At 72.6% G+C, this 22,241-nt stretch carries 21 protein-coding genes; 8 read left to right on the plus strand and 13 right to left on the minus strand.

Annotated elements, in window-relative coordinates; translation table 11 throughout:
• Nucleotides 1–7: 7 nt before the first annotated feature.
• On the minus strand, nt 8–952 hold the full coding sequence (locus tag ACS5RC_RS19940; RefSeq protein ID WP_478345644.1) for a site-specific tyrosine recombinase XerD: 945 nt from the start codon (nt 950–952) through the stop codon (nt 8–10).
• The gene (locus ACS5RC_RS19945; protein WP_478345645.1) at nt 949–1,101 is read right to left on the minus strand and encodes a histidine kinase; all 153 of its coding nucleotides are present in this window, start codon (nt 1,099–1,101) and stop codon (nt 949–951) included. Before ACS5RC_RS19945 ends, ACS5RC_RS19940 begins: the two co-directional genes overlap by 4 nt.
• 232 nt (nt 1,102–1,333) lie before the next feature.
• On the opposite strand from ACS5RC_RS19945, the gene ACS5RC_RS19950 reads away from it, so the two are divergent.
• The 3 genes from ACS5RC_RS19950 to ACS5RC_RS19960 all read left to right on the plus strand — a co-directional run bounded on the left by ACS5RC_RS19950 (nt 1,334) and on the right by ACS5RC_RS19960 (nt 4,371).
• Complete coding sequence (locus ACS5RC_RS19950; RefSeq protein WP_478345646.1) at nt 1,334–1,933, plus strand: shikimate kinase; 600 nt, start codon at nt 1,334–1,336, stop codon at nt 1,931–1,933.
• A 9-nt stretch (nt 1,934–1,942) separates the two neighbouring features.
• The gene (gene aroB / locus ACS5RC_RS19955) at nt 1,943–3,058 is read left to right on the plus strand and encodes a 3-dehydroquinate synthase (RefSeq protein WP_478345647.1); all 1,116 of its coding nucleotides are present in this window, start codon (nt 1,943–1,945) and stop codon (nt 3,056–3,058) included.
• Between the two features lie 65 nt (nt 3,059–3,123).
• Nucleotides 3,124–4,371: a glycosyltransferase family 87 protein gene (locus tag ACS5RC_RS19960; protein ID WP_478345648.1), complete on the plus strand. Its 1,248-nt coding sequence runs from the start codon at nt 3,124–3,126 to the stop codon at nt 4,369–4,371.
• A gap of 9 nt (nt 4,372–4,380) precedes the next feature.
• On the opposite strand, the gene ACS5RC_RS19965 is transcribed toward ACS5RC_RS19960, so the two are convergent.
• From ACS5RC_RS19965 to ACS5RC_RS20010, 10 genes are all read right to left on the minus strand, one after another.
• Nucleotides 4,381–5,253, minus strand: coding sequence for a GNAT family N-acetyltransferase (locus ACS5RC_RS19965; protein ID WP_478345649.1), 873 nt, complete (start codon nt 5,251–5,253; stop codon nt 4,381–4,383).
• A gap of 457 nt (nt 5,254–5,710) precedes the next feature.
• A complete protein-coding gene (locus tag ACS5RC_RS19970; protein WP_478345650.1) occupies nt 5,711–5,914 on the minus strand; it encodes a hypothetical protein in 204 nt (67 codons plus the stop codon).
• Nucleotides 5,915–6,037: 123 nt separating this feature from the next.
• Entirely contained in the window at nt 6,038–6,766 is a 729-nt protein-coding gene (locus tag ACS5RC_RS19975) for a DUF3750 domain-containing protein (protein WP_478345651.1), read from the minus strand.
• Nucleotides 6,767–6,947: 181 nt separating this feature from the next.
• Nucleotides 6,948–7,124 (minus strand): hypothetical protein, encoded by a 177-nt coding sequence (locus ACS5RC_RS19980; RefSeq protein WP_478345652.1) that lies wholly within the window; start codon nt 7,122–7,124, stop codon nt 6,948–6,950.
• Between the two features lie 77 nt (nt 7,125–7,201).
• Nucleotides 7,202–8,926: an AMP-binding protein gene (locus ACS5RC_RS19985; protein ID WP_478345653.1), complete on the minus strand. Its 1,725-nt coding sequence runs from the start codon at nt 8,924–8,926 to the stop codon at nt 7,202–7,204.
• A gap of 95 nt (nt 8,927–9,021) precedes the next feature.
• Nucleotides 9,022–9,795 (minus strand): enoyl-CoA hydratase, encoded by a 774-nt coding sequence (locus ACS5RC_RS19990; RefSeq protein ID WP_478345654.1) that lies wholly within the window; start codon nt 9,793–9,795, stop codon nt 9,022–9,024.
• Nucleotides 9,795–10,694: a 3-hydroxyisobutyrate dehydrogenase gene (mmsB, locus tag ACS5RC_RS19995; protein ID WP_478345655.1), complete on the minus strand. Its 900-nt coding sequence runs from the start codon at nt 10,692–10,694 to the stop codon at nt 9,795–9,797. Before mmsB ends, ACS5RC_RS19990 begins: the two co-directional genes overlap by 1 nt.
• A 79-nt stretch (nt 10,695–10,773) precedes the next feature.
• Nucleotides 10,774–11,832, minus strand: coding sequence for an enoyl-CoA hydratase/isomerase family protein (locus tag ACS5RC_RS20000; RefSeq protein ID WP_478345656.1), 1,059 nt, complete (start codon nt 11,830–11,832; stop codon nt 10,774–10,776).
• Nucleotides 11,832–12,974 (minus strand): acyl-CoA dehydrogenase family protein, encoded by a 1,143-nt coding sequence (locus ACS5RC_RS20005; RefSeq protein ID WP_478345657.1) that lies wholly within the window; start codon nt 12,972–12,974, stop codon nt 11,832–11,834. The genes ACS5RC_RS20000 and ACS5RC_RS20005 overlap by 1 nt, the downstream gene beginning before the upstream one ends.
• Nucleotides 12,975–13,306: 332 nt before the next feature.
• Entirely contained in the window at nt 13,307–14,803 is a 1,497-nt protein-coding gene (locus ACS5RC_RS20010; RefSeq protein WP_478345658.1) for a CoA-acylating methylmalonate-semialdehyde dehydrogenase, read from the minus strand.
• Between the two features lie 104 nt (nt 14,804–14,907).
• On the opposite strand from ACS5RC_RS20010, the gene ACS5RC_RS20015 reads away from it, so the two are divergent.
• On the plus strand, nt 14,908–15,897 hold the full coding sequence (locus tag ACS5RC_RS20015) for a LysR family transcriptional regulator (protein ID WP_478345659.1): 990 nt from the start codon (nt 14,908–14,910) through the stop codon (nt 15,895–15,897).
• A 376-nt stretch (nt 15,898–16,273) separates the two neighbouring features.
• The gene (locus ACS5RC_RS20020) at nt 16,274–17,437 is read left to right on the plus strand and encodes an iron-containing alcohol dehydrogenase (RefSeq protein ID WP_478345660.1); all 1,164 of its coding nucleotides are present in this window, start codon (nt 16,274–16,276) and stop codon (nt 17,435–17,437) included.
• A gap of 42 nt (nt 17,438–17,479) precedes the next feature.
• Here the strand turns inward: ACS5RC_RS20020 and ACS5RC_RS20025 are convergent, their stop codons facing one another.
• Nucleotides 17,480–18,724, minus strand: a complete 1,245-nt coding sequence (locus ACS5RC_RS20025) for an ABC transporter substrate-binding protein (RefSeq protein WP_478345661.1) — start codon at nt 18,722–18,724, stop codon at nt 17,480–17,482.
• A 332-nt stretch (nt 18,725–19,056) separates the two neighbouring features.
• Here ACS5RC_RS20025 and ACS5RC_RS20030 point away from each other — a divergent pair, with 332 nt between their 5' ends.
• From ACS5RC_RS20030 to ACS5RC_RS20040, 3 genes are all read left to right on the plus strand, one after another.
• Nucleotides 19,057–19,710, plus strand: coding sequence for a protein-L-isoaspartate O-methyltransferase family protein (locus tag ACS5RC_RS20030; RefSeq protein ID WP_478345662.1), 654 nt, complete (start codon nt 19,057–19,059; stop codon nt 19,708–19,710).
• A gap of 377 nt (nt 19,711–20,087) precedes the next feature.
• Nucleotides 20,088–21,494 carry a TolC family outer membrane protein gene (locus ACS5RC_RS20035; protein WP_478345663.1) on the plus strand — a complete coding sequence of 469 codons (1,407 nt, stop codon included), beginning with the start codon at nt 20,088–20,090 and terminating at the stop codon, nt 21,492–21,494.
• Between the two features lie 130 nt (nt 21,495–21,624).
• The gene (locus ACS5RC_RS20040; protein WP_478345664.1) at nt 21,625–22,239 is read left to right on the plus strand and encodes a PopZ family protein; all 615 of its coding nucleotides are present in this window, start codon (nt 21,625–21,627) and stop codon (nt 22,237–22,239) included.
• Nucleotides 22,240–22,241 lie beyond the last annotated feature (2 nt).

Genomic DNA, 22,241 nt, shown 5'->3' on the forward strand with positions numbered 1-22,241 from the left:
CCCGGCCTCACTCGTCCATCAGCGGGTGCAGGTCGCGGACCATGCTCTTCAGGCGCTCGTCGAGCACGTGGGTGTAGATCTGCGTGGTCGAGATGTCGGCATGGCCGAGCAGCTCCTGGACCACCCGCAGATCGGCCCCGTTCTGCAGGAGGTGGCTGGCGAAGGCGTGGCGGAGCACGTGCGGGCTGATGCGGTCGGCCCGGATGCCCGCCTCGGCCGCGGCGACCTTCAGGTCGCGAGCGAAGGCTTGGCGCGTGAGGTGCCCGCTCTCGCTGTCGGCCGGAAACAGCCAGGGCCCGTCGGCGGCGAGGCCCGCGAGATGGTCGCGCATGGCCGCGCGCGCGAGATCGGTGAGGGGCACGAGCCGCTCGCGACCGCCCTTGCCGCGAACGACGAGGTAGCGCTCCCGCGTGGTCGCCGCCCCGCGCGGCAGGCTGATCAGCTCGGAGACGCGCAGGCCCGTCGCGTAGAGCACCTCCAGCAGGCAGAGCATCCGCAGCGCCCGGGCGGCCTCGCCCGGCCGCTCCGCCCGTCCGACCCGGTCGCGTACCGTGGCCAGCAGGCGGTCCACCTCGGCGACGCCCAGGACCTTCGGCAGGGTGCGCCCGCGGCGCGGCCCCGCGACCGGGGCGCTCGGATCGCCCGTGCTCAAGCCTTCCGCGTACAGGAACTTGTGGAAGCCGCGCACGCAGGACAGCTTGCGGGCGGCCGAGGCCGCCGACAATCCGCTGGCCTCCAGCGCGACCAGATAGGCCCGCAGATCGCCGGCGCTGACGCCGCCGGTGTCGAGGCCCGCCGCACCGAGATGGGCGAGATACGCGTCGAGGTCGCGCCGATAGGCGGCGAGCGTGTTGGCGGCCGCCCCCCGCTCGGCCGCCAGCATGTCGAGATAGGCTGCGATCTCGGGCGCGGGCGGCGCGGAAGCCGGCCGGCGCGTCGATGGCGGCGTCACTTGCCGCCGGGCTGGAGCTTGGCGGGCGGAATCGTGACGCTCATCTCGCGAGGCGTCGGCTTCACGAAGGTCGCGAGCGCGAACATCCCCGCGAAGACGAGGCCGGCCAGGATGGCGAGCGTCGCGAAGAAACGGAACAGGGTCGGCACAGCGGATCAATCTCGGGCGTGCGGAGGCGGGAGGCGGACGGCTGATCTCCCAAGACGGGCCCCGGTTCCCGAAACGGGGGCCGGTTCCCGGAGCGGGCTTGGGGGTTGCATCACGCGCCTGCCGCGATGGCAAGGCCCGGGACGACACAGGTGCCGGTGGGCGGCCCGCAGCGGCCGTTCCCTGTGCCCGGCAAACGCGCTAAGACCCCAACTCCATGCGACGTTTCCTGCGATGACCGAGCCTGCCGAGACGGGCGGCGAACCGATCGAAGCACGCCTGCGCCGGGCCCTCGGGCCCCGGTCGATCGTGCTCGTCGGGCTGATGGGTGCGGGCAAGAGCACCGTCGGGCGGCGGCTGGCCGCGCGGCTCGGCCTACTGTTCAAAGATGCCGATATCGAGATCGAGGCCGCGGCCGGCCTGACCATCCCCGACATCTTCGCGATCTACGGCGAGCCGAGCTTTCGCGACGGCGAGGAGCGGGTGATCTCGCGCCTGCTGCGGGCCGGCCCCCTGGTGCTGGCGACCGGCGGGGGCGCCTTCATGCGCGAGACCACCCGGGCGCGCATCGCGGAATCCAGCGTCTCGGTCTGGCTCAAGGCCGAGCTCGACGTGCTGATGCGGCGGGTGCGCAAACGCGGCAACCGCCCGCTGCTCGAGACGGACGATCCGGAGGAGACGATGCGGGCGCTGATGGCGGCGCGCCATCCCGTCTATGCCGAGGCCGACGTCGAGGTTCTGTCCCGGGACGTGGCGCACGACCGCGTGGTTCAGGACGTCCTCGAGGCCATCGACGCCTACCTCACGCCGCCCGCCATCGCCGCCGCGCAGTAGCCCACAGCCATGACCCACCTGACCGTCCACGTGCCGCTCGATGCGGGCCGCGCCTACGACATCCTGATCGGCCGCGGGCTGATCGAGGCCGCGGGCCGGCAGGCCGCCGCCCTCGGCGCGCGGGCGGCCGGCATCGTCACCGACACCACGGTCGCCGCCCTCTACGGCGACCGCCTCGCCGCCAGCCTCGCGGCGGCCGGTCTGCGCACCGGACTGATCGCCGTGGCGCCCGGCGAGGGGTCCAAATCCTACGCGGGCTACGCCGAGGTCTGCGACGGGCTGCTCGGGCTGCGCATCGAGCGCGGCGACCTGGTGGTGGCGCTCGGCGGCGGCGTCGTCGGCGATCTCGCGGGCTTCGCGGCGGCCACGCTCCGACGCGGCGTGCGCTTCGTGCAGGTGCCGACGACGCTGCTCGCCCAGGTCGATTCCTCGGTGGGCGGCAAGACCGGCATCAACGCGCCGCTCGGCAAGAACCTGATCGGCGCCTTCCACCAGCCCCGGCTCGTGCTCGCCGACACGGCGAGCCTCGATACGCTCTCGGAGCGGGAGATGCGGGCGGGCTACGCCGAGGTGGCGAAGTACGGCCTGATCGCCGACGCGGACTTCTTCGACTGGTGCGAGGCCCATTGGCGCGGGATCTTCGCGGGCGGCCCGGAGCGCGACGAGGCGGTGGCGATCTGCTGTCGCGCCAAGGCCGGCGTCGTGGTGCGCGACGAGCGCGAGGACGGCGAGCGGGCCCTGCTCAATCTCGGCCACACCTTCGGGCATGCCCTGGAGCGCATCACCGGCTACAGCTCCGAGCGCCTCGTGCACGGGGAGGGCGTCGCCATCGGCCTCGCCCTGGCCTTCCGCTTCTCGGCACGCCTCGGGCTGTGCTCGGGACAGGAGGCGGGCCGCGTCGCCAACCATCTCGCGCTCGCGGGCCTGCCGACGCGGCTGTCCCAGGTGCCGGGCGGCAGCGGCGACGCCGAGGCGCTCCTCGACGCCATGGCGCAGGACAAGAAGGTGCGCGACGGCGCCCTGACCTTCATCCTCGCGCGCGGCATCGGACGCAGCTTCATCGCGCCGGGCATCGACCGGGAGGCGGTGCGGGCCTTCCTCAAGGAAGAATTGCGCGCGGCCTGAGAGCGTTAACCGCGCCGGAACCCGCGGCGCCCTAGGCTGCTGCCCGGATCGTCCGGGAAGCCCCCATGCCTGCGTCGCCTCTCCATGCCCTCGGCGCGGATCTGCGCGACCTCGTCACCAGCGACGCGCGGCTCTTCCGCCTCGCCCGGCTCGCCAGCCTGATCCTCGTGCCGCTCACCCTCGCCATCGTGGCGGTCGCGTTCGGGACCGGGCCTGAGCCGCGCCGCAACTGGCTCGGGGACATCCTCGGCAACGACTTCACGCAGGTCTGGGTCGTGGGGCAGAGCGCCCTGCGCGGCGCCGCCGCGGAGCCCTACGACCTGACGCGCCATCTCCAGAACCTGCGCGAGGCCTTCGGTCCGGATTGCCGCTTCGCCTGGCACTATCCGCCGGTCTTCCACCTCCCGGCGGCGGCGGTGGCGCTGCTGTCGCCGCAAGCGGGCTTCCTGGTCTGGGCGGCCGGTGGGCTCGCGCTGTTCGCGGCGGCGCTCCGGCTCATGGGCGGGACGCCCGCAATGCTGATCGGGTGCGCCCACCCGCTCGTCTTCTGCAACCTGACCTACGGCCAGAACGGCCTCTACACCGCCGGGCTGCTGACGCTGGGCGGGATGCTGTGCGACCGCCGGCCCTGGCTGGCCGGGATCTGCTTCGGCCTCGTCTGCTACAAGCCGCAACTGGCGGCGCTCGCGCCCTGCCTCCTGCTCGTCACCGGCCGCAGGGCGTGCCTCGCCGCCTGCCTCGCGACCATCGCGGGCCTCAGCCTCGCCGCGCTCGCGGCCTTCGGGACGGCACCGTGGATCGGCTTCCTCGGCACGCTCGGCGAGACCAACCGGATCATCCTGCAGAACGCGGCGGCCGGTCTCGACCTCAACGCCAGCGCCTTCGGGGCGGTGCGGCTCGCGGGCGGCGGCATGGCGGCGGCCTGGGCGTTCCAGATCGCCGTGAGCCTCGCCGTGCTCGCGCTGGCGTGGCGGGTCTGGGCCACCTGCCCGGATCACCGGCTGCGCGCGGCGACGCTGCTCGCCGCCGCACCGATGCTGTCGCCCTACGTCCCGGTCTACGATCTCGCCCCACTGGTGCCCGCCACCGCGCTCCTCGTCGTCGCGGCGGTCGGACGGGACGGCGCGGCCGGCGGCCTGCGCCCGCACGAGCGCTGGCTCCTCCTCGCGACGCCGGCCGCCGCGATGTTGCGGATCTGCATGGATGCCACCGGCATCCCGCTCGGATTGATCCTCGCGCTGGCGACCCTCGGCTGCGTCCTCGCCCGCGCCCTGCCGGGCGGTCTCGCGCGGCGCGCCCCGCAGGTCGCCTGACCGGCGCGATCAGACGCCCGCCGCGCGCCGCCACGCCACCGAGGCCGGTCCGCTGCCGAGATGGACGGCGCCCGAGACCACGATGCCGGCGCGGCTGCCGAGTTCGACCGATGCCTGGCGGCGGCGGCCGAACAGGCGGGTGACCACCCGGACCATGGTGGCCTCGGACGGATCGGCGATGATCGGGCGCCGGGACGTGCGCGCGTCGAGGGCCAGGAACTCCTCGACCGCGTCGCGCAACTCGGCGGGCTCGCGGATATGCGTCACGCTCGGGGCGACGTAGCCCTCGGGCCGGATGCCGAGAAGGCTTCCGGCCGGCACACCCTGCGCCCGGCGCGGCGCGGCGCCGGCGAGAGCCGCGCTCGGCCGCGCGGCCTCGACGCGCGGGCCGGCGGGCGGGCGGCCGGCCGGAGCCGAATCGGAGAGCCCGAGGGGCCGGTCGAGGCAGGCGAGGCGGGTCCGGATCGCGATGAGGATCTCGACGGCGCGGTCGTGGTCGATCAGGGCGGGTGCCTGCGGCCCGTTCGGCTGCCAGGTGGCGGCGTGATCGCGACCGACGAGCGGATAGGCGATCGCCAGCGGCACGACACCCCGGAGGACCGGATGGTCCCCGCACCCGTCCCAGGCGAGGGCGAAGGCGATCTGACGCCCGGCGGATTGGTGACGCGCCGCGGTCAGGAGGTAATCGGGATCGCTGAACGGATCGACGATGCCGTTGCGGGTCATCAGGGCGCGCCAGGCGGCTATGGCCTCGGCATCGACGGCGCGCGCCGGATGCAGCTCGACCCGCCACGCCTGGGCCGGAGGCGCGGCGACCGGGCGCTCGGTGGCGGCCGCCTGTTCCGAGAGGCCACCCTGGATCAGTGTGAACCGACGCGTCATCGTTTCGTTACCGCTCCCCGACAGGTCCGTCCCGATCCGGGACGACGGCGCCCCCTCGGCGCGTCCTGCGGCGAGGCCGCTTCAAGGACGATGCCGGATCGCGAGGATCGGGGAGGCGGGCCGGGCACGGCATCCGCCCGGAGGACGGGCGGCCGGTCGTCGACCGCAGCGCCGCGTCGCCAGGGATGCGGCCGCCCGGACGCTCGACGCGCCGAGGGAGCGGGTTTGCGGGGCGGTTCGGGGCGGAGGACAAGGCGCCGCAGCGGGTCCGGCTCCGATCCGGGCGCCGCCGAGGGAAATTGGCGCGGTCGGCGGACTCGATCCGCGGGGGCAACGGCCCAGCGGCGACAGGGTCAGATCCGCCCGACCACCGGCCGTTCGGGGTGCCTGGGCGGGGTCGGGGCCGGCGCGGTCGCCCGTGACCCGGGGCTCCCGTGTCGGGCGGACGAACCCGGCCTCAGAGATAATGCCGGAAGACGACGCGGCTCTGCGAGGCGCCGGCGAACAGGGCGCTGAACTCGGCGGCCCCGCGCCAGGCCGTCAGCACGCCCGCAAGGATCAGGCAGACGGAGAGCAGCAGCGGGTTCGCCAGCGGAACGACGATCAGGCCGGCCGCGGCCAGCAGGGCCGAAAGGGTCCGGAACGGGTGTGCGAGCGTCATGGGGCGCCTCCGCGCTGCGATCGACCCGAACCCTGAGGCTCGACGGTTTCGCCCATGTTTCGTGCCCTGGCCCGGCGCGGAGGGGCGTGCGGGGGCGCACATGCGGGCCCTAGCCCCCGCTCTTCAGAGGCCGAGGCGTCCCACCGCGGGCAGTTTCAGGGCCGGGCGGCGCAGGTCGAAGCCGGCCACCGCGCCCAGGATGTTCAGCTCGACGCCCTCGACCCAGCCGACGGTCAGCCCGACATAGCCGCCGAGATTGATCCGGATCCCGGTGCCCGACGGCGTGGTGCCGTACCAGCGCCCGTCATACGGAAAGTCCTTGCCGATCGCGGTCGCCGGAAGGGTCGCGCGCATCTCCGGCACCGCCGCCATCACCGCCGCCACGAAGGTGTTCGAGTTCGGCCCCGGCCAGACGCTGTAATCGCCGGGCGCCGCGTAGCGGTAGCTCGCGATCACCCTTCGGATCCGCGGGATCAGGGGCGCGGCCTCGGCTCCGTCGGCGCTGAACACGGTCTCGGGCAGGCTGCCGAACCAGCGCCCGTCCGGGACGAAGCGGTCGGTCCAGATCGGGTTGCCCCAGGCGGTGTAGTCGAAGCGGCTGTAGGAGCGGGCGCCGGCCTCCTTCACCACGATCCAGCTGTGGGTCGCCAGGATCCCGCGCCAGCTGACGGTCCGCGCCGAGAAGATCCGGACCACGGCGGCCTCGTGCTGCCTCGGATCGGGGAGCAGCCCGGCGCTCGACCGATCCGCCGAGCGCCAGTCGCCGCGGGCGCGGGCCGCGTAGAGCAGGGCCGAGACGGCGATGGGTGCGAGATAGACGAGCAGGAGCGCGAGGATGACGAGTCTGAGCACGCGACGAAGGGATTGTCGGGGAGGGCCAGCCCGATATGGTCGATTGTGGGCCAGGCTTCCAGGGGCGCCGGCCCGCGTCGAAACGGCCCCCAGGCCAAGCCCGGATCATCGCTTCGGCAGGTGGATCCGGACTTTGCGCGCGTTGCGCAGGCTCGGCTGACCGAGATCCCGACCCGATCGATCAGGCCCGGATGTCGAGGCGCTGGCCCTGGCCCGGAGGGGCCGCGGGCACGCTCTGCGCCACGAGGTCGGCAACCGCGCGATCGGCGGCGATCTGCTGGCGCGCGACGGCGACGCCGATCTGCTGGGAGACGGCGGCGCCCGTCATCTGGACGGCGGTGGCGAGGGTCGCGGACATGCTGGAGCCTCGCAGCCGCGGATGAATCCCCGGTTACGCCGATCGCGCGGAATCGCGCGATCGGACGCAGTGGCGGTTCAGGCCGGTTTGCGCTCGCCGTCGTGGCGCAGTTCCGGAAAGTCCGTCTGCGCGAAGCTCCGGCCGCGATAGGGATCGTCAATCCGGCCGTCATGCTCCAGGCGGCGGAGCTGGACCCGGCGGATCTTGCCCGAGATGGTCTTGGGCAGCTCGGTCACGAACTCCACGCCGCGCAGGCGCTTGAAGGTGGCGAGCCGCGCATTGGTGAAGCGGAAGATGTCGAGGGCGGTCTCCGGGCTCGGCTCATACCCGGCGACCAGGGAGACGTAGGCCTTCGGCACGGTGTGGCGGATGGCGTCCGGCGCCGGGATCACCGCCGCCTCGGCGATGGCGGGGTGCTCGATCAGCACGCTCTCCAGCTCGAACGGGCTGATCCGGTAGCCCGAGGACTTGAACACGTCGTCGGCCCGCCCGACGAAGGTGAGGCGGCCGTCGGGGTCGACGAAGGCCACGTCGCCGCTGCGGTAGAGCGCGCCGTCGGCGCCCGAGAGGCGGCCGGTGCCGTCGTCGTAGCCCTGCATCAGCCCGGCCGGGCGCTCGCCGTCGAGGCGCAGGCAGACCTCGCCCTCGGTGGCCGGGTTGCCGTCGGGATCGAGCACCGCGATCGGGTAGCCCGGCAGCGGCCGCCCCATCGAGCCCGGCTGCACGGCCTCGCCGGGGCTGTTGGCCACCAGCGCGGTCGTCTCGGTCTGGCCGTAGCCGTCGCGGATGGTGACGCCCCAGGCGGCGGCGACCCGGTCGATCACTTCGGGATTGAGCGGCTCGCCCGCCGCGCAGACCTCGCGCAGCGCGAGGTCGTAGGCGCCGAGGTCCTCCTGGATCACCAGCCGCCAGACGGTCGGCGGGGCGCAGAGGGTGGTCACGCCGCAGCGCTGGATCACGCCGAGCAGCGCCGCGGCGCTGAACGGCGCCTGATTGACCACGAAGATGGTGGCCCCCGCGTTCCAGGGCGCGAAGAACGAGCTCCAGGCGTGCTTGGCCCAGCCGGGCGAGGAGACGTTGCAGTGGATGTCGCCGGGCTTGAGCCCCAGCCAGTACATGGTCGAGAGGGCGCCGACCGGATAGGAGCGGTGGCTGTGGCGCACCAGCTTCGGCTTCGCGGTGGTGCCGGAGGTGAAATAGAGGAGCAGCGGGTCGTCGGCCGCGGTCGCCGCATCCGGCGCGAACGCCTCGCTCGCCGCGAAGGCCTCGTCGTAGGCCCGCCAGCCGGCCGCCGCCGGCCCCGTGACGACGCGGACGATCCCGTCGGTGGCGAGCCCCTCGAAGCGGGCGATCTGCTCGGGCCCCGCCACGATGAGGCGGGGGCGCCCGCGCTCGAGCCGGTCGGCGAGCTCGTCGCCGGTGAGCAGCGTGGTCGCGGGGATCACCACGGCCCCGAGCTTCATCGCCGCCAGCATGGTCTCCCACAGGGCCGGGACGTTGCCGAGGAGCAGGAGCAGATGATCGCCGCGGGCGAGCCCCAGGCTCCGCAGGTGGTTGGCGACCTGATTCGAGCGCCGGCTCAGCTCGGAGAAGCTCAGCCGGGTCTCGGCGCCGGTGCCCGCCTCGACGATCCAGAGCGCGGTGCGGTCGCGGCTCTCGGGCGCGGCGGCGAGGTCGGCGTCGAACCAGTCGAGCGCCCAGTTGAACGGCACCGGATCGGGCCAGCGGAAGGCCGACACCGCCGCCGCGTGGTCGCTGCGGTGCGCGAGCAGCAGGTCGCGGGCCTCGCGGAAACTCGGCATCGGCGTCTCTCCCAACCCTTCTTCCTCCGTCCCCTCTGCGGGGGCGCGGCGGGCGATCTCATACCCTGCGTCGCGGCTGTCGAGCGAGGCCGGACTCAGCCGTTCCGGAACACGGGCGGCCGTTTCTCGACGAAGGCGGCCATGCCCTCCTTCTGGTCCTCGGTGGCGAACATGGCGTGGAAGACCCGGCGCTCGAAGCGCACGCCCTCGGTGAGGGTGGTCTCGTAGGACCGGTTCACCGCCTCCTTGGTCATCATGGCGATGGGCAACGACATCGACGCGATGGTCTCGGCCGTCCTGAGGGCCTCGTCGAGGAGACCGTCGGCCGGGATCACCCGCGCAACGAGGCCGGCGCGCTCGGCCTCGGCGGCGTCCATAGTGCGACCGGTCAGGCACATCTCCATCGCCTTCGACTTGCCGACGAAGCGGGTGAGGCGCTGGCTGCCGCCGATGCCCGGCATCACCCCGAGCTTGATCTCGGGCTGGCCGAACATGGCGGTGTCGGCGGCGAGGATGAAGTCGCACATCATGGCGAGCTCGCAGCCGCCGCCCAGCGCGTAGCCCGCCACGGCGGCGACGATCGGCGTCCGCACGGCCGTGAAGCGCTCCCAATCGGCGAAGCGGTCGCCCGCATACATCTCGGCGTAGGTCGCCGACTGCATCTCCTTGATGTCGGCGCCCGCCGCGAAGGCCCGGGCCGAGCCGGTGATCACGATGCAGCCGATCTGCGGGTCGGCATCGGCCTCCACCGCCGCCGCGATCAGCTCGGCGGTGAGCTGCCGGTTGATCGCGTTCAGGGCCTTGGGACGGTTCAGGGTGATGAGCCGGACGCGTCCGCGCGTCTCGGTGAGGATCGTCTCGGTGTCCATCAGGCCGCGTCTCCGCTCTCGCGCCCGCGCAGCATACGGATGATGCCGGAAAAGTCCTCTCCGCCGTGCCCGAGGGCGTCGAACAGGGCGTAGAGCTGCGCGGCCTCCGCGCCGAGCGGCGTCGTCGCGCCCGAGGCCGCCGCCGCGGCCTGGGCGAGGCGCAGGTCCTTCAGCATCAGGGCGGCGGCGAAGCCCGGGCGGTAATCGGCGTTGGCGGGCGAGGTCGGCACCGGGCCCGGCACCGGGCAGTAGGTCGTCAGCGACCAGCACTGGCCGGAGGAGACCGAGGCGACGTCGTAGAGCGCCTGCCGGGTCAGGCCGAGCTTCTCGCCGAGGGCGAAGGCCTCGCAGACGCCGATCATCGAGATGCCGAGGATCATGTTGTTGCAGATCTTGGCGGCCTGGCCGGCGCCCGCCTGCCCGCAATGGAACACCGACTTGCCCATCGCCTTGAGGATCGGCTCCGCCCGGGCGAAGGCCGCCTCGGCGCCGCCCGCCATGAAGGTGAGCGTGCCGGCCTTGGCACCCCCGGTGCCGCCGGAGACCGGCGCGTCGATCGCCGGGCAGCCCCGCGCCTCGGCGAGCGCGTGGGCGCGGCGCGCGCTCTCGACGTCGACGGTGGAGGAATCGATCAGGAGGGTGCCGGCGGGAACGGCTTCGGCGACCTGGGTCCAGACCTCGACGACGTGGCGCCCGGCCGGCAGCATGGTGATCACCACGTCGGCGCCCTCGGCCGCGGCGAGGGCCGAGTCCGCCACCGTCACGCCCGCCTCGCGCGCCGCGTCGAGGGAGGCGGGCACGAGGTCGAAGCCCCGGACCGCGTGCCCGGCCTTGACGAGGTTGGCCGCCATGGGCCCGCCCATGTTGCCGAGCCCGATGAATCCGATGGTCTGCGCCATGTGGCTTCTCCCCTGTCGCGCCGGGCCCTCACGGGGCCCGGTCCTGGTCTCGCTCGACGCCCCGGCGCGTCGCGATGGCTCACGCAAAGACGGGCTCGGCCCGGCGCTCGAGCCAGCGCGCGATGCGGGCCGGATCGACCGCATTCAGCGTGGCCGGCGACCAGCGCGGCTGGCGGTCCTTGTCGATCACCGCGGCACGCACGCCCTCGCGGAAATCGCCCTCGGCGAGCACGGCGAGCGAGGCGTGGAACTCGCGCTCCAGGCAGGTCTCGAGATCCGGCGCCGTGCGGCCGAGCCGCAGCAGGCAGAGGGTGAGGACGAGGCTGGCGGGCGCCTTCTCGCGGAGCGTCGCCGCGGTGCGGGCGGCGAAGTCCGAGCCGTCCGCGTCGAGCGCGGCCAGGATCTCCTCCACCATGTCGAAGCCGAAGCAGCGGTCGATCACCCCGCGGTCCCGGACGAGGGAGGCGGGGCCCGGCGCCTGCGCCAGCGCCTGGATCGCCACGGCGACGTCGTCGGAATCGGCGCCGGGCTCGAGGCCCTCCAGCGCCTCGGCCAGGCGGGGGAGGGCCGCGACCGGCACGAGGCTGTCGGCGAAGCCCGCGTAGAGCGCGTCGGCCGCGTCCATCGGCGCGCCGGTCAGCCCCAGATAGGTCCCGGTCTCGCCGGGGGCCCGCGGCAAGAGCCACGTTGCCCCGACATCCGGCAGGTAGCCGATGCCGGTCTCCGGCATGGCGACGCGGGAGCGCTCGGTGACGACGCGGTGGCGGGCATGGCCGGCGAGGCCGACGCCGCCCCCCATGGTGATGCCGTCCATCACCGCCACGACCGGCTTCCCGAACCGGGCGATGCGGGCGTCGAGGCGGTACTCGTCGCGCCAGAAGGTCTCGGCGAAGCCGGTGCCCGTGCTCTCGTAGAGCGAGCGCACGTCGCCGCCCGCGCAGAAGCCGCGCTCGCCCTCGCCGCTGAGCATCACGACGGCGATCGCCGGGTCGGCGGCGAAACGGTCGAGCGCGGCGTCGATGGCGCCGACCATGCCGTGCGTGAGGGCGTTGAGGGCCTTCGGACGGTCGAGGCGGATGCGTCCCAGGCCCCCCCGGGACTCGACGCGGATCTCGCCGCCTGCTTCGGGGCCGGCCATCAGCGCTCCCCGATGAGCTGCCGGGCGATGATCACCCGCATGATCTCGTTGGTGCCTTCGAGGATCTGGTGCACGCGCAGGTCGCGGACGATCTTCTCGATGCCGTACTCGGCGAGGTAGCCGTAGCCGCCGTGGAGCTGGAGCGCGTCGTTCGCCACCCGGAAGGCGGCATCGGTGACGTGGCGCTTGGCCATGGCGCAGAGTGTGGTGGCCTCCGGCGCCTTGGCGTCGAGCGCGCTCGCGGCGTGGCGCAGGAAGGCGCGAGCCACCTCGAGTTCCGTGCCCATGTCGGCCACGCGGAATTGCAGCGCCTGGAAGTCGGTGAGCACCCGCCCGAAGGCGCGCCGGTCGCGCATGTAGGCGAGCGTGCGGTCCAGGGCGTTCTGGGCGCCGCCGAGCGCGCAGGCCGCGATGTTGAGGCGCCCGCCGTCGAGCCCGGCCATCGCGATGCGGAAGCCCTGGCCCTCGGCGCCGATCCGGTTGGCGACGGGCACGCGCACGCCGTCGAAGCGCACCGCCCGGGTGGGCTGGGCGTTCCAGCCCATCTTGCGCTCGTTGGCGCCGAAGGAGAGACCGGGCGCGTCCTTCTCCACCAGCACCGCCGAGATGCCGTCGGGACCGGGACCGCCGGTGCGGACCATGCAGAGATAGAGGTCGCTTGCGCCCGCGCCCGAGATGAACTGCTTCTCGCCGGTGAGGACGTAATGGTCGCCGTCGCGCTCGGCGCGGGTGCGGAGCGCCGCCGCGTCGGAGCCCGAGCCGGGCTCGGTCAGGCAGTAGCTCGCGATCCGGTCCATCGTGGCGAGGCCCGGCAGCCAGGTCCGCCGCTGCGCGTCGCTGCCGAAGCGGTCGACGATCCAGGCGGTGAGATTGTGGATCGACAGGAAGGCCGCGACGGTGGGGCAGCCCTCGGCCAACGCCTCGAAGATGATGGCCGCGTCGACGCGGCTGAGCCCGGATCCGCCGACATCCTCCCCGACGGTGATCGCCGCCATGCCGAGCCCGGCCGCCGCCCGCAGGGTCTCGACCGGGAAGTGCTTGCGCTCGTCCCAGTCGAGGGCGTGCGGCGCGATGTGCTCGGCCGCGAAGCCCGCGGCCATCTCGCGGATGGCGGCCTGATCCTCGTTGAGTCCGAAGCGCATGGCGTGTCCTTCCGGTCTTTCTGGCCGCGGTCGCGCCCGCCATTCCTCTCACCGCTTGCGGGGAGAGGCCTGCCTGCACCCCGTCGTGCAGGCAGGAAGCGTAGGCGCAGCCGAAGCGGCGGTGAGGGGGCGCAAACGAGTCAGGCTCCTCCGTTCGCGCCCCCTCACCCGCGGCTGCCGCCTCGCCGCGCTCCCCGACGAGGGGGAGACGCGGCCCTCTCCCCGCAAGCGGGGAGAGGGGATAGCCCGCGCCCGCGATGTGTGGGTACTGCGGCCCGCAGAGGGGGAAAGAGCAGAGTTCGGCAGATCTCTGCGCGGACCGCGATCCCGCCCTACCGCATCGTCGGGATCGAGAACTCCGCGCCGCTCTTGATGCCCGAGGGCCAGCGCTGGGTCACGGTCTTGGTCTTGGTGTAGAAGCGGATCGAGTCCGGCCCGTGCTGGTTGAGGTCGCCGAAGCCCGAGCGCTTCCAGCCGCCGAAGGTGTGGTAGGCGATCGGAACCGGGATCGGCACGTTGACGCCGACCATGCCGACATTGACCCGCGCGGTGAAGTCCCGCGCCGCATCGCCGTCCTGGGTGAAGATGGCGACGCCGTTGCCGTACTGGTGGGTCGAGGGCAGGGCCAGCGCCTCCTCGTAGTCCTTGGCCCGCACCACCGAGAGCACGGGGCCGAAGATCTCGTCCTTGTAGATCGACATCTCGGGCGTCACCCGGTCGAACAGCGATCCGCCGAGGTAGAAGCCGTTCTCGTAGCCCTGAAGCGAGAAGCCGCGGCCGTCGACGGCGAGCTCAGCGCCCTCGCGGATCCCCGTCTCGATGTAGCCCTTCACCCGCTCCACCGCCTCGCGGGTGACGAGGGGGCCGTAATCGGCCGAGCCGTCGTGCGACGGGCCGATCTTGAGGGATTCGACGCGCGGGATCAGCCGCTCCATCAGCCGGTCCGCCGTGCCCTCGCCGACGGGCACCGCCACCGAGATCGCCATGCAGCGCTCGCCCGCCGAGCCGTAGCCCGCGCCGATCAGGGCATCGACCGCCTGACCCATGTCGGCGTCGGGCATCACGATCATGTGGTTCTTGGCGCCGCCGAAGCACTGGGCGCGCTTCCCCGTCTGGGCGGAGCGCACGTAGATGTACTCGGCGATCTGCGAGGAGCCGACGAAGCCGACCGCCCGGATGTCGTCGTCGTCCAGGATGGCGTCGACCGCCTCCTTGTCGCCGTTGACCACGTTGAGGATGCCCGGCGGCAGGCCGGCTTCGAGGAACAGCTCGGCGATGCGCATGGGCACGCCCGGATCGCGCTCGGACGGCTTCAGGATGAAGGCGTTGCCGCAGGCGATGGCCGGCGCGCATTTCCAGAGCGGGATCATCGCCGGGAAGTTGAAGGGCGTGATGCCCGCCACCACGCCGAGCGGCTGGCGCAGGGAATAGACGTCGATGCCGGGCCCCGCGCCCTCGGTGTACTCGCCCTTCAGGAGGTGCGGGATGCCGCAGGCGAATTCCACCACCTCGACGCCGCGCTGGATGTCGCCCTTGGCGTCCGGCACGGTCTTGCCGTGCTCGGAGGCGAGCAGCTCGGCCAGCGGCTGCATCTCGCCGCGGATCAGCTCGAGGAAGCGCATCATGACGCGGGCGCGCTTCTGCGGGTTCTGCGCCGCCCAGGCCGGCTGCGCGTCGCGGGCGTTCTCCACGGCCGCGCGCACTTCCGCTCGGCTCGCCAGCGCCACCCGGCCCTGGACCTCGCCGGTGGAGGGATGGAACACGTCGGCGAAGCGTCCGCTCTCGCCCGCGACGGTCTTGCCGCCGATGAAATGTCCGATGGTGCGCATGCGGCGCCTCCTGTCCGTTTCCTCGTGATTTTGGCGGGACCCTAGCGGCCCGCGTCTGCACGATAAAGTTGGACGGGCTCGCAGCCGTTGTGCATGGATGCACAATGTCACGGTGGCCGAGCAACCGCGGCGGCGCCCGGAGCAGGGCGGGCCGCAACTGGGACGACCTGCGCTTCTTCCTGGCGGTGGCGCGCACCGGCACGCTCACGGCCGCGGCCGAGCTGACCGGAACGGAGCACACCACCGTCGCCCGCCGGATCCAGGCGCTGGAGCAGGGCCTCGACCGCAGCCTGTTCCACCGGAGCAACCTCGGCTACGCGCTGACCGAGGCGGGGGAGGGGCTGCTCGCCGCGGCGGAGGCGATGGAGAGCGCGTTTCTCGGCGCCCACCTGCGCGCCGAGGATGGGGCCCGCCCGCTCTCCGGCACGGTGCGGATCGGCGCGCCGGACGGGTTCGGCAGCGTCTTCCTGGCCCCGCGGGTGCACCGGCTCGGCCGGCTGCATCCGGGCCTGCAGATCGAGATCATGGCGACCGCCCGGATCTTCAGCCTGTCGAAGCGCGAGGCCGACCTCGTCATCAGCCTGTCGAGCCCGCAGCAGGCGCGGGTGGTGGCGCGGCGCCTCACGGATTACCGGCTCTTCGTCTACGCCGCGCCGGCCTATCTCGCCGAGGCCGAGCCGATCCGCAGCGCCGCCGACCTGCGGCGCCACCCCTTCGTCGGCTATATCGAGGACATGCTGTTCGCGCGGGAGCTGAACTATCTCAGCGTGATCGGCCCCGAGACCCAGGCTCGCATCCGGAGCACGAACCTCCTGGCGCAGGTCCACGCGACCCTGGCGGGCGCCGGCCCCTGCATCCTCCCGGCCTTCATCGCCGCCGCCTATCCGGCCCTGGTGCCGGTCCTGCCCGAACAGGTCTCGCTGAGGCGGGCCTTCCACATGCACATCCACGAGGACCACCGCGACGCGGCCGAGATCCGCGCCGTCGCAGCCTTCATCGCCCGCGAGGTCGCCGAGTCGCGGGCCCTGTTCCAGGGCGGGCAGCCAGCGGGCGAGGGGGAGACCGGCGCGCCGCTGGCCGCCGGCAGATCCTGAGGCCCCGGAGCGGCGAAGAGAGGACCGCGGAGAACTCGAGGCGCGTCCTGACAGGCCGGACCCGGATCGCCCCGATCGAGCCGGGCCCGCCCCACCCGGATGACGGCCGGACCGAAAGACATCCGCCCGCTCCGTTCGCCGCTCCGATGCGACCGGACGCCTGCGCCCATCGGCTGGCGGATCGCCGCCGCCGAGACCGTCGGGGCCGTCGCCGACAAGTCCTCACGGGACCGGTCGGGATCGAGCCTCCGCCCGTGCCGGCCGAGCAAGGAGGGGCTCCGCTCCGCGACGAGCCCGCCGCGCGTTTTCAGCCGCGACCGCGACCGGCCTGTCGGGTTAGTCTGGCGGGGACCGGACATTCTGACGGACAATTATCATGATCGCCTCCATCGCCCTGCCACGCCTGATGCGGATCGGCGCCGGCGCCTCCGGCCTTCTGGCCGAGGTCCTGGCGCAGCTCGGCCTGTCGCGGCCCTTCATCGTCACCGACCCGTTCCTCGCCGGCAGCGGACGGGTTCAGGCCCTGACGGACGGGCTCGCCGCGGCGGGCATCGCGTCCGCCGTCTTCAGCGAGACCGTGCCCGACCCCACCGTCGCCGCGGTCGAGGCGGCGCTCGCCGCGCTCCGGGGGGGCGAGCACGATTGCGTCGTGGGCTTCGGCGGCGGCAGCCCGATGGACACCGCCAAGGCGGTCGCGGTGCTCGCCCGGCACGGGGGCCCGATGGCGCGCTACAAGGCGCCCCACCTCCAGGACGAGGCCGGGCTGCCGATCCTCGCCATCCCCACCACCGCGGGCACCGGCTCGGAAGCCACCCGCTTCACCATCGTCACCGACGAGGCCAGCGACGAGAAGATGCTCTGCATCGGGCTCGCCTATCTGCCGGTGGCGGCGCTCGTGGATTACGAGCTGACGCTGAGCAAGCCGCGCCGTCTCACCGCCGATACCGGCATCGATGCCCTGACCCACGCGATCGAGGCCTACGTCTCGAAGCGCGCGAATCCGTTCTCGGACGGGCTGGCGCTCTCGGCGATGCGGCTGATCGCGCCGAATCTGCGCCGGGTCTGGTCGGATCCCGGCGACCGGCCGGCCCGCGAGGCGATGATGATCGGCGCGACCCAGGCCGGCATCGCCTTCTCGAACAGCTCCGTCGCCCTGGTGCACGGCATGAGCCGGCCGATCGGCGCGCATTTCCACGTCGCCCACGGGCTCTCGAACGCGATGCTGCTGCCGGCGGTGACGGCGTTCTCGGCGCCCGCCGCGGAGCAGCGCTACGCCGCCTGCGCCCGCGCCATGGGCGTGGCGGGGGAGGGCGATGCCGACGGGACGGCGGTGGCGCGGCTGATCGAGGCGCTGCGCGGCTTCAACGCCGATCTCGAGGTGCCGGGACCCGGCCGTTACGGGCTCGATGCGGCGCGCTGGACCGAACTGATCCCCCTGATGGCGCGGCAGGCCCTGGCCTCGGGCTCGCCCGGCAACAATCCCCGCGTGCCCGAGGCCGCGGAGATCGAGGCGCTGTACCGGGAGGTCTGGAACGCCTGAGAAACGACCGGCGCGGCACGCGCCGCGCCGGCCGTGGACGCGTCAGCGCGAGGCGATCAGCGGGCAGCCGCTCTCCTCGGGCTTGGCATAGGCATCGGCCCCCGGGATCGTCGCGAGCAGCTTGTAGAGGTCCCACTCGCCCTTCGAATCGGCGGGCTTCTTCACCTCGAAGAGGTACATGTCGTGGACCATGCGCCCGTTCGGCAGCACCTTGCCGCCGCGGGCGAAGATGTCGTCCACCGGCAGGGAATGCAGCTTGTCGTTGACGGCGTCGGTCTCGTCGGTGCCCGCCGCCTTGACCGCCTTGAGATATTGCAGGACCGCGGAGTAGGTGCCGGTGTGGATCATGTTGGGCATCTTGCCGGTGCGCTTCATGAAGCGCTGGCCGAAGGCCCGGGTCTCGTCGTTGAGATCCCAGTACCAGCCCTCCGTCAGCGTCAGGCCCTGCGCCACCTTCAGGCCGAGGCCGTGCACCTCGGCCAGGGTGAAGAGCAGGGCGGCGAGGCGCTGGCCGCCCTCGACGATGCCGTACTCGGCCGATTGCTTGATCGCGTTCGCCGTATCGAGGCCGGCATTGGCGAGGCCGATCACCTTGGCGCCGGAACCCTGCGCCTGGAGCAGGAACGAGGAATAATCCTGCGCCGCCAGCGGGTGTCGCACGCTGCCGACGATCTTGCCGCCCTTCGAGGTGACGTAGCGGGTGACCTCGGCCTCGAGGGAATGGCCGAAGGCGTAGTCGGCCGTCAGCATGAACCAGGTGTTGCCGCCCTGCTGCACCAGGGCGCCGCCGGTCCCCACCGCCAGCGCGCGGGTGTCGTAGGCCCAGTGGTAGCCGTAGGGCGTGCAGAGCTTGCCCGTGAGGTCGCTGGTGGCGGCCCCGGTGGTGATCGTGATCTTCTTCTTCTCCTTCGAGAGGCCCTGAACGGCGAGCGCCACCGAGGAGGTCGTCAGCTCCATGATCGCATCGACCTTGTCGCGGTCGTACCATTGGCGCGCGATGCCGGAGGCGATGTCGGGCTTGTTCTGGTGGTCGGCGGAGACGATCTCGATCGGCGCGCCGTTCACGGTCCCGCCGAAATCCTCGACCGCCATGCGGGCCGCCTCGATGGAGGAGCGGCCGCCGAACTCGGCATAGACGCCGGACTGGTCGTTGAGGATGCCGATCCGGACGGCCCCGTCGGAGATCTCGCCGGCGGCGGCGGGCCCGGCGAGAACGGCCGTTCCGGCGAGCGCTCCGGCTGTGACGAGGCCGGCCCAAAGGGCCGCTCCCCTGCGTGGCTTGGTCATGCGTTCCATCCCGTGAGTCGTGTTCTTGCGGCCCTTCGGGCCGAGGCCGACCGTATGCCGAGCGCGGGCCCGAGCGCTACGGGCGGTCGAGACAGGCGAGGCCGATTGAAGGGCGGCGCGTTGCCGCCGGGATCGCGGCACGCGCGGGGGGTGGAGCGCACGAGGCGCGCGCCCTCACGGCCAAGGACCGGTGCGCGTCCGTGCGCGCGCCCTCGCCCGAACCTTGCGTTTCGCCGGCCGATCCGGGAAAAGCCCGGTGTCCCGGAAGCTGCGCCTTGGCCGCCGGGCCGGAATGCCCGGCCTGCGGATCCAGGGCGAGGAAAGACGATCCCATGCTCGATTACGCACAGGCACGCCGCCTCATGGTCGATTGCCAGCTGCGGACCTTCGACGTGAACGACAACGCCGTCCTCGACGCCTTCGACAGCGTCCCGCGCGAGCGCTTCGTTCCGCCGGGGCGGGAGGCCTTCGCGTATATCGACCAGAGCCTGCGGATCGGCGGCACGCCCGACGACGTGCGCGCGATGGCGGCCCCGATGGTGCTGGCGCGCATGATCCAGGCGCTCGTCCTCAAGCCCGGCGACCGCGTTCTCGACGTCGGCACCGGCTACGGCTACGCGGCGGCCCTGATGGCCCGGCTCGGCGCCCGCGTCACGGCGCTCGAGTCGGTGCCCGCGCTGGCCGCGGAGGCCCGGACCCGCCTTGAGGACCGGGCGGAGGTCGTCGAGGGTCCGCTCGAACGCGGCTGCCCCGACCGCGCGCCCTTCGACGCGATCCTGATCAACGGGCGGGTCGAGCTGCGCCCGCAGGCTCTCCTCGACCAGCTCGCCGATGGCGGCCGCCTCGTCTGCGTGCTCGGTCAGGACCGGGCGGCGAAGACCACGGTCTATGTCCGGGCGGGCGACGCCTTCGGAGCCCGCCCGCTGTTCGACGCGGCGCTGCCCGGCCTCTCCGCCTTCGCCGCCGCACCCGGCTTCGCGTTCTAGGGCGCGTTCCGCCGGGTACGGAGGCCGGTCCGGGCAGGGCGCAACGGCAGACCCGGGACGGCCCTCCGGTCCGGGACGCCACCGGGCGCCCCGGCAATCCAGAGCCGAGTGATCTGCACACCCATACAAGCAGGGCGGGAGCGGTTCGTGCCGCCCCGGACCTGCTGCCGCGCCCCTCCGGCGGGGGCCGGACTGTCGCCTTTATGCGCCACCCGCACAGGATTCGATGAATCGAGCCCAGGTCGGACGTCCGAAACGGCAACGTTTCGGCTAAGGTCGAGCCAGGGCGGGCTTGATCGGATGGGTGCGTCGTGGCGTGCCGGGGCCGTCGCAAGACGGCTGTCCGACCAATCGAGAAACCGCAAGGGCTGATCGACGTGAGAAGACGCACACCTGAGACGCGTTCTGCGTTCCGGCTGGCCGGGCTCGCGGTCACCGCCGGGCTCTCGGCGGGGCTGGCCCTCGCCGGACCGGCCGCCGCGGAGACGCTGGAGAGCGCCCTCGCCAAGGCCTATGGCGGAAACCCGCAGCTGAACTCCACCCGCGCCCAGACCCGGGTGCAGGACGAGAACGTGGCGATCGCGCAGTCGGGCTACCGTCCGACGGCGGCGATCAACGTCACCGCCGGGTCGAGCTACTTCCAGGGCCGGCTGCAGGGGGTGAACGTCCGGGGATTGAACACCAACCCGGTCAACGCCGGCCTGACCGTCAGCCAGAACATCTTCAACGGCTTCCAGACCGACAACCGGGTCCGCTCGGCCGAATCGACGGTCTACGGCCAGCGCGAGACCCTGCGCGCCATCGAGATGAACGTCCTGTACAGCGCCGCCCAGGCCTACATGAACGTTCTGAGCAACACGGCGAACCTCGAGCTGAACCGCAACAACGTCGAGGTCCTGGAAGAGCAGCTGCGCCAGACGCGGGACCGCTTCAACGTCGGCGAGGTCACCCGCACCGACGTCGCCCAGGCCGAGGCCCGCCTCGCGCTCGCCCGCTCGCAGGTGAGCACCGCGGAATCGGCCCTGCGCACCAGCATCGGCACCTACCGGCAGGTGGTCGGCGTCGAGCCCCGGCAGCTCGCGCCCGGCCGCCCGCTGGATCGCTACGTGCCGGGCAATCTCGACGCCGCCGTCGCCATCGGCCTGCAGGAGCATCCGCAGATCCTGTCGGCGCTCCACTCCGTCGATGCCGCGCAGGCCCAGGTGAAGGTTCTGGAAAGCGCGCTCTACCCCTCGGTGGCGCTCCAGGGCACCGTGCAGCAGAGCTACGACCAGACGCTTCCGGGCGACAACGGCGTCAACGCGTCGATCGTCGGGCGCATCACCATCCCGCTCTACCAGGGCGGCCAGGAATACGCGCAGATCCGGCAGGCCAAGGAGAACGTCGACGCGCTCCGGATCCAGGCCGAGACCACCCGCGACACGGTGCGGGCCCAGATCGTCGATCTCTGGGGCCGGCTCGAGGCGGCCAAGGCCCAGGTCATCGCCGCGCAGGCCCAGGTCCAGGCCAACGAGGTGGCGCTGAACGGCGTGCGCGAGGAGGCCCGGGTCGGCCAGCGCACCACCCTGGACGTGCTGAACGCGCAGCAGGAGCTGCTGAGCTCGCGCGTCAACCTGATCACCGCCCAGCGCGACCGGGTGATCTTTTCCTACGGCGTGGTTCAGGCGATCGGCCGTCTCACCGCCCGCTACACCGCCGTCCCGGTGGCGCTCTACTCGGCCAAGACGCATTACGATCAGGTCAAGGATCTCTGGTTCGGCGTCCGCAGTCCGGACGGCCGCTGACGATCGGGGACAGACGCGATTTCCAGCGGAACTGTGCTCGGGACGCGCTTGTCCCACCCGGAATGCGTGAAATACTGACGCCGGCCCGACACAGGTCGGCGCCACAGTGACCGTCCCGAGCGCCGTCCGAATGAGTGCAGCCAGCCCCAAGATCGCGGACATGACGGGAGAGAAGGCGCACGAGCCTTCGATGGAGGAGATCCTCGCGTCGATTCGCAGGATCATCGCCGACGATCAGGCCGCCAAACCCGCGGAGGCGCCCAAGAAGGCACCCCCGCCGCCACCGCCGCCGCCGGAGCCCGACGACGTTCTCGACCTCGCGGATTTCGGCGAGCCCGCCGATTTCGAGGAACCCGCGCGCGCTGCGCCCGAGCCCGTGCCGCTCGACCTCGACACCATCGATTTCGACGCGATCAGCATCGAGCCGGACCCCGAGCCGGAGCCCGAGCTTCCCCCGCCGCCTCCGCCGCCTCCGCCGCCGGTCCAGCGCGCGCCGGAGCCGATGCCGATGCACGAGCCGCTGACGACGCACGAGCCGCTGACCTCGGCCTCGACCGACGCCAGCGTCAACAGCGCCTTCAATGCGCTCGCCCACACCGTGCTGTCGCGCAACGCCCGCACCCTCGACGACCTCGTCGCCGACATGCTGCGGCCGATGCTCAAGGCCTGGCTCGACGACAACCTGCCGGTGATGGTCGAGCGGCTGGTGCGCGCCGAGATCGAGCGGGTCTCGCGCGGACGCTGACG

This window comes from Methylobacterium sp. HJ2, from assembly GCF_056431005.1.

Coding starts and splice junctions, on each gene's coding strand:
- ACS5RC_RS20015 (WP_478345659.1), top strand. CDS start 14,908: ATGTCACGGTGGCCGAGCAACCGCGGCGGCGCCCGGAGCAGGGCGGGC.
- ACS5RC_RS19960 (WP_478345648.1), top strand. CDS start 3,124: ATGCCTGCGTCGCCTCTCCATGCCCTCGGCGCGGATCTGCGCGACCTC.
- ACS5RC_RS19985 (WP_478345653.1), bottom strand. CDS start 8,926: ATGCCGAGTTTCCGCGAGGCCCGCGACCTGCTGCTCGCGCACCGCAGC.
- ACS5RC_RS20010 (WP_478345658.1), bottom strand. CDS start 14,803: ATGCGCACCATCGGACATTTCATCGGCGGCAAGACCGTCGCGGGCGAG.
- ACS5RC_RS20025 (WP_478345661.1), bottom strand. CDS start 18,724: ATGACCAAGCCACGCAGGGGAGCGGCCCTTTGGGCCGGCCTCGTCACA.
- mmsB (WP_478345655.1), bottom strand. CDS start 10,694: ATGGCGCAGACCATCGGATTCATCGGGCTCGGCAACATGGGCGGGCCC.
- aroB (WP_478345647.1), top strand. CDS start 1,943: ATGACCCACCTGACCGTCCACGTGCCGCTCGATGCGGGCCGCGCCTAC.
- ACS5RC_RS19980 (WP_478345652.1), bottom strand. CDS start 7,124: ATGTCCGCGACCCTCGCCACCGCCGTCCAGATGACGGGCGCCGCCGTC.
- ACS5RC_RS19950 (WP_478345646.1), top strand. CDS start 1,334: ATGACCGAGCCTGCCGAGACGGGCGGCGAACCGATCGAAGCACGCCTG.
- ACS5RC_RS19990 (WP_478345654.1), bottom strand. CDS start 9,795: ATGGACACCGAGACGATCCTCACCGAGACGCGCGGACGCGTCCGGCTC.
- ACS5RC_RS20000 (WP_478345656.1), bottom strand. CDS start 11,832: ATGGCCGGCCCCGAAGCAGGCGGCGAGATCCGCGTCGAGTCCCGGGGG.
- ACS5RC_RS20040 (WP_478345664.1), top strand. CDS start 21,625: ATGAGTGCAGCCAGCCCCAAGATCGCGGACATGACGGGAGAGAAGGCG.
- ACS5RC_RS20030 (WP_478345662.1), top strand. CDS start 19,057: ATGCTCGATTACGCACAGGCACGCCGCCTCATGGTCGATTGCCAGCTG.
- ACS5RC_RS20020 (WP_478345660.1), top strand. CDS start 16,274: ATGATCGCCTCCATCGCCCTGCCACGCCTGATGCGGATCGGCGCCGGC.
- ACS5RC_RS20005 (WP_478345657.1), bottom strand. CDS start 12,974: ATGCGCTTCGGACTCAACGAGGATCAGGCCGCCATCCGCGAGATGGCC.
- ACS5RC_RS19965 (WP_478345649.1), bottom strand. CDS start 5,253: ATGACGCGTCGGTTCACACTGATCCAGGGTGGCCTCTCGGAACAGGCG.
- ACS5RC_RS19970 (WP_478345650.1), bottom strand. CDS start 5,914: ATGACGCTCGCACACCCGTTCCGGACCCTTTCGGCCCTGCTGGCCGCG.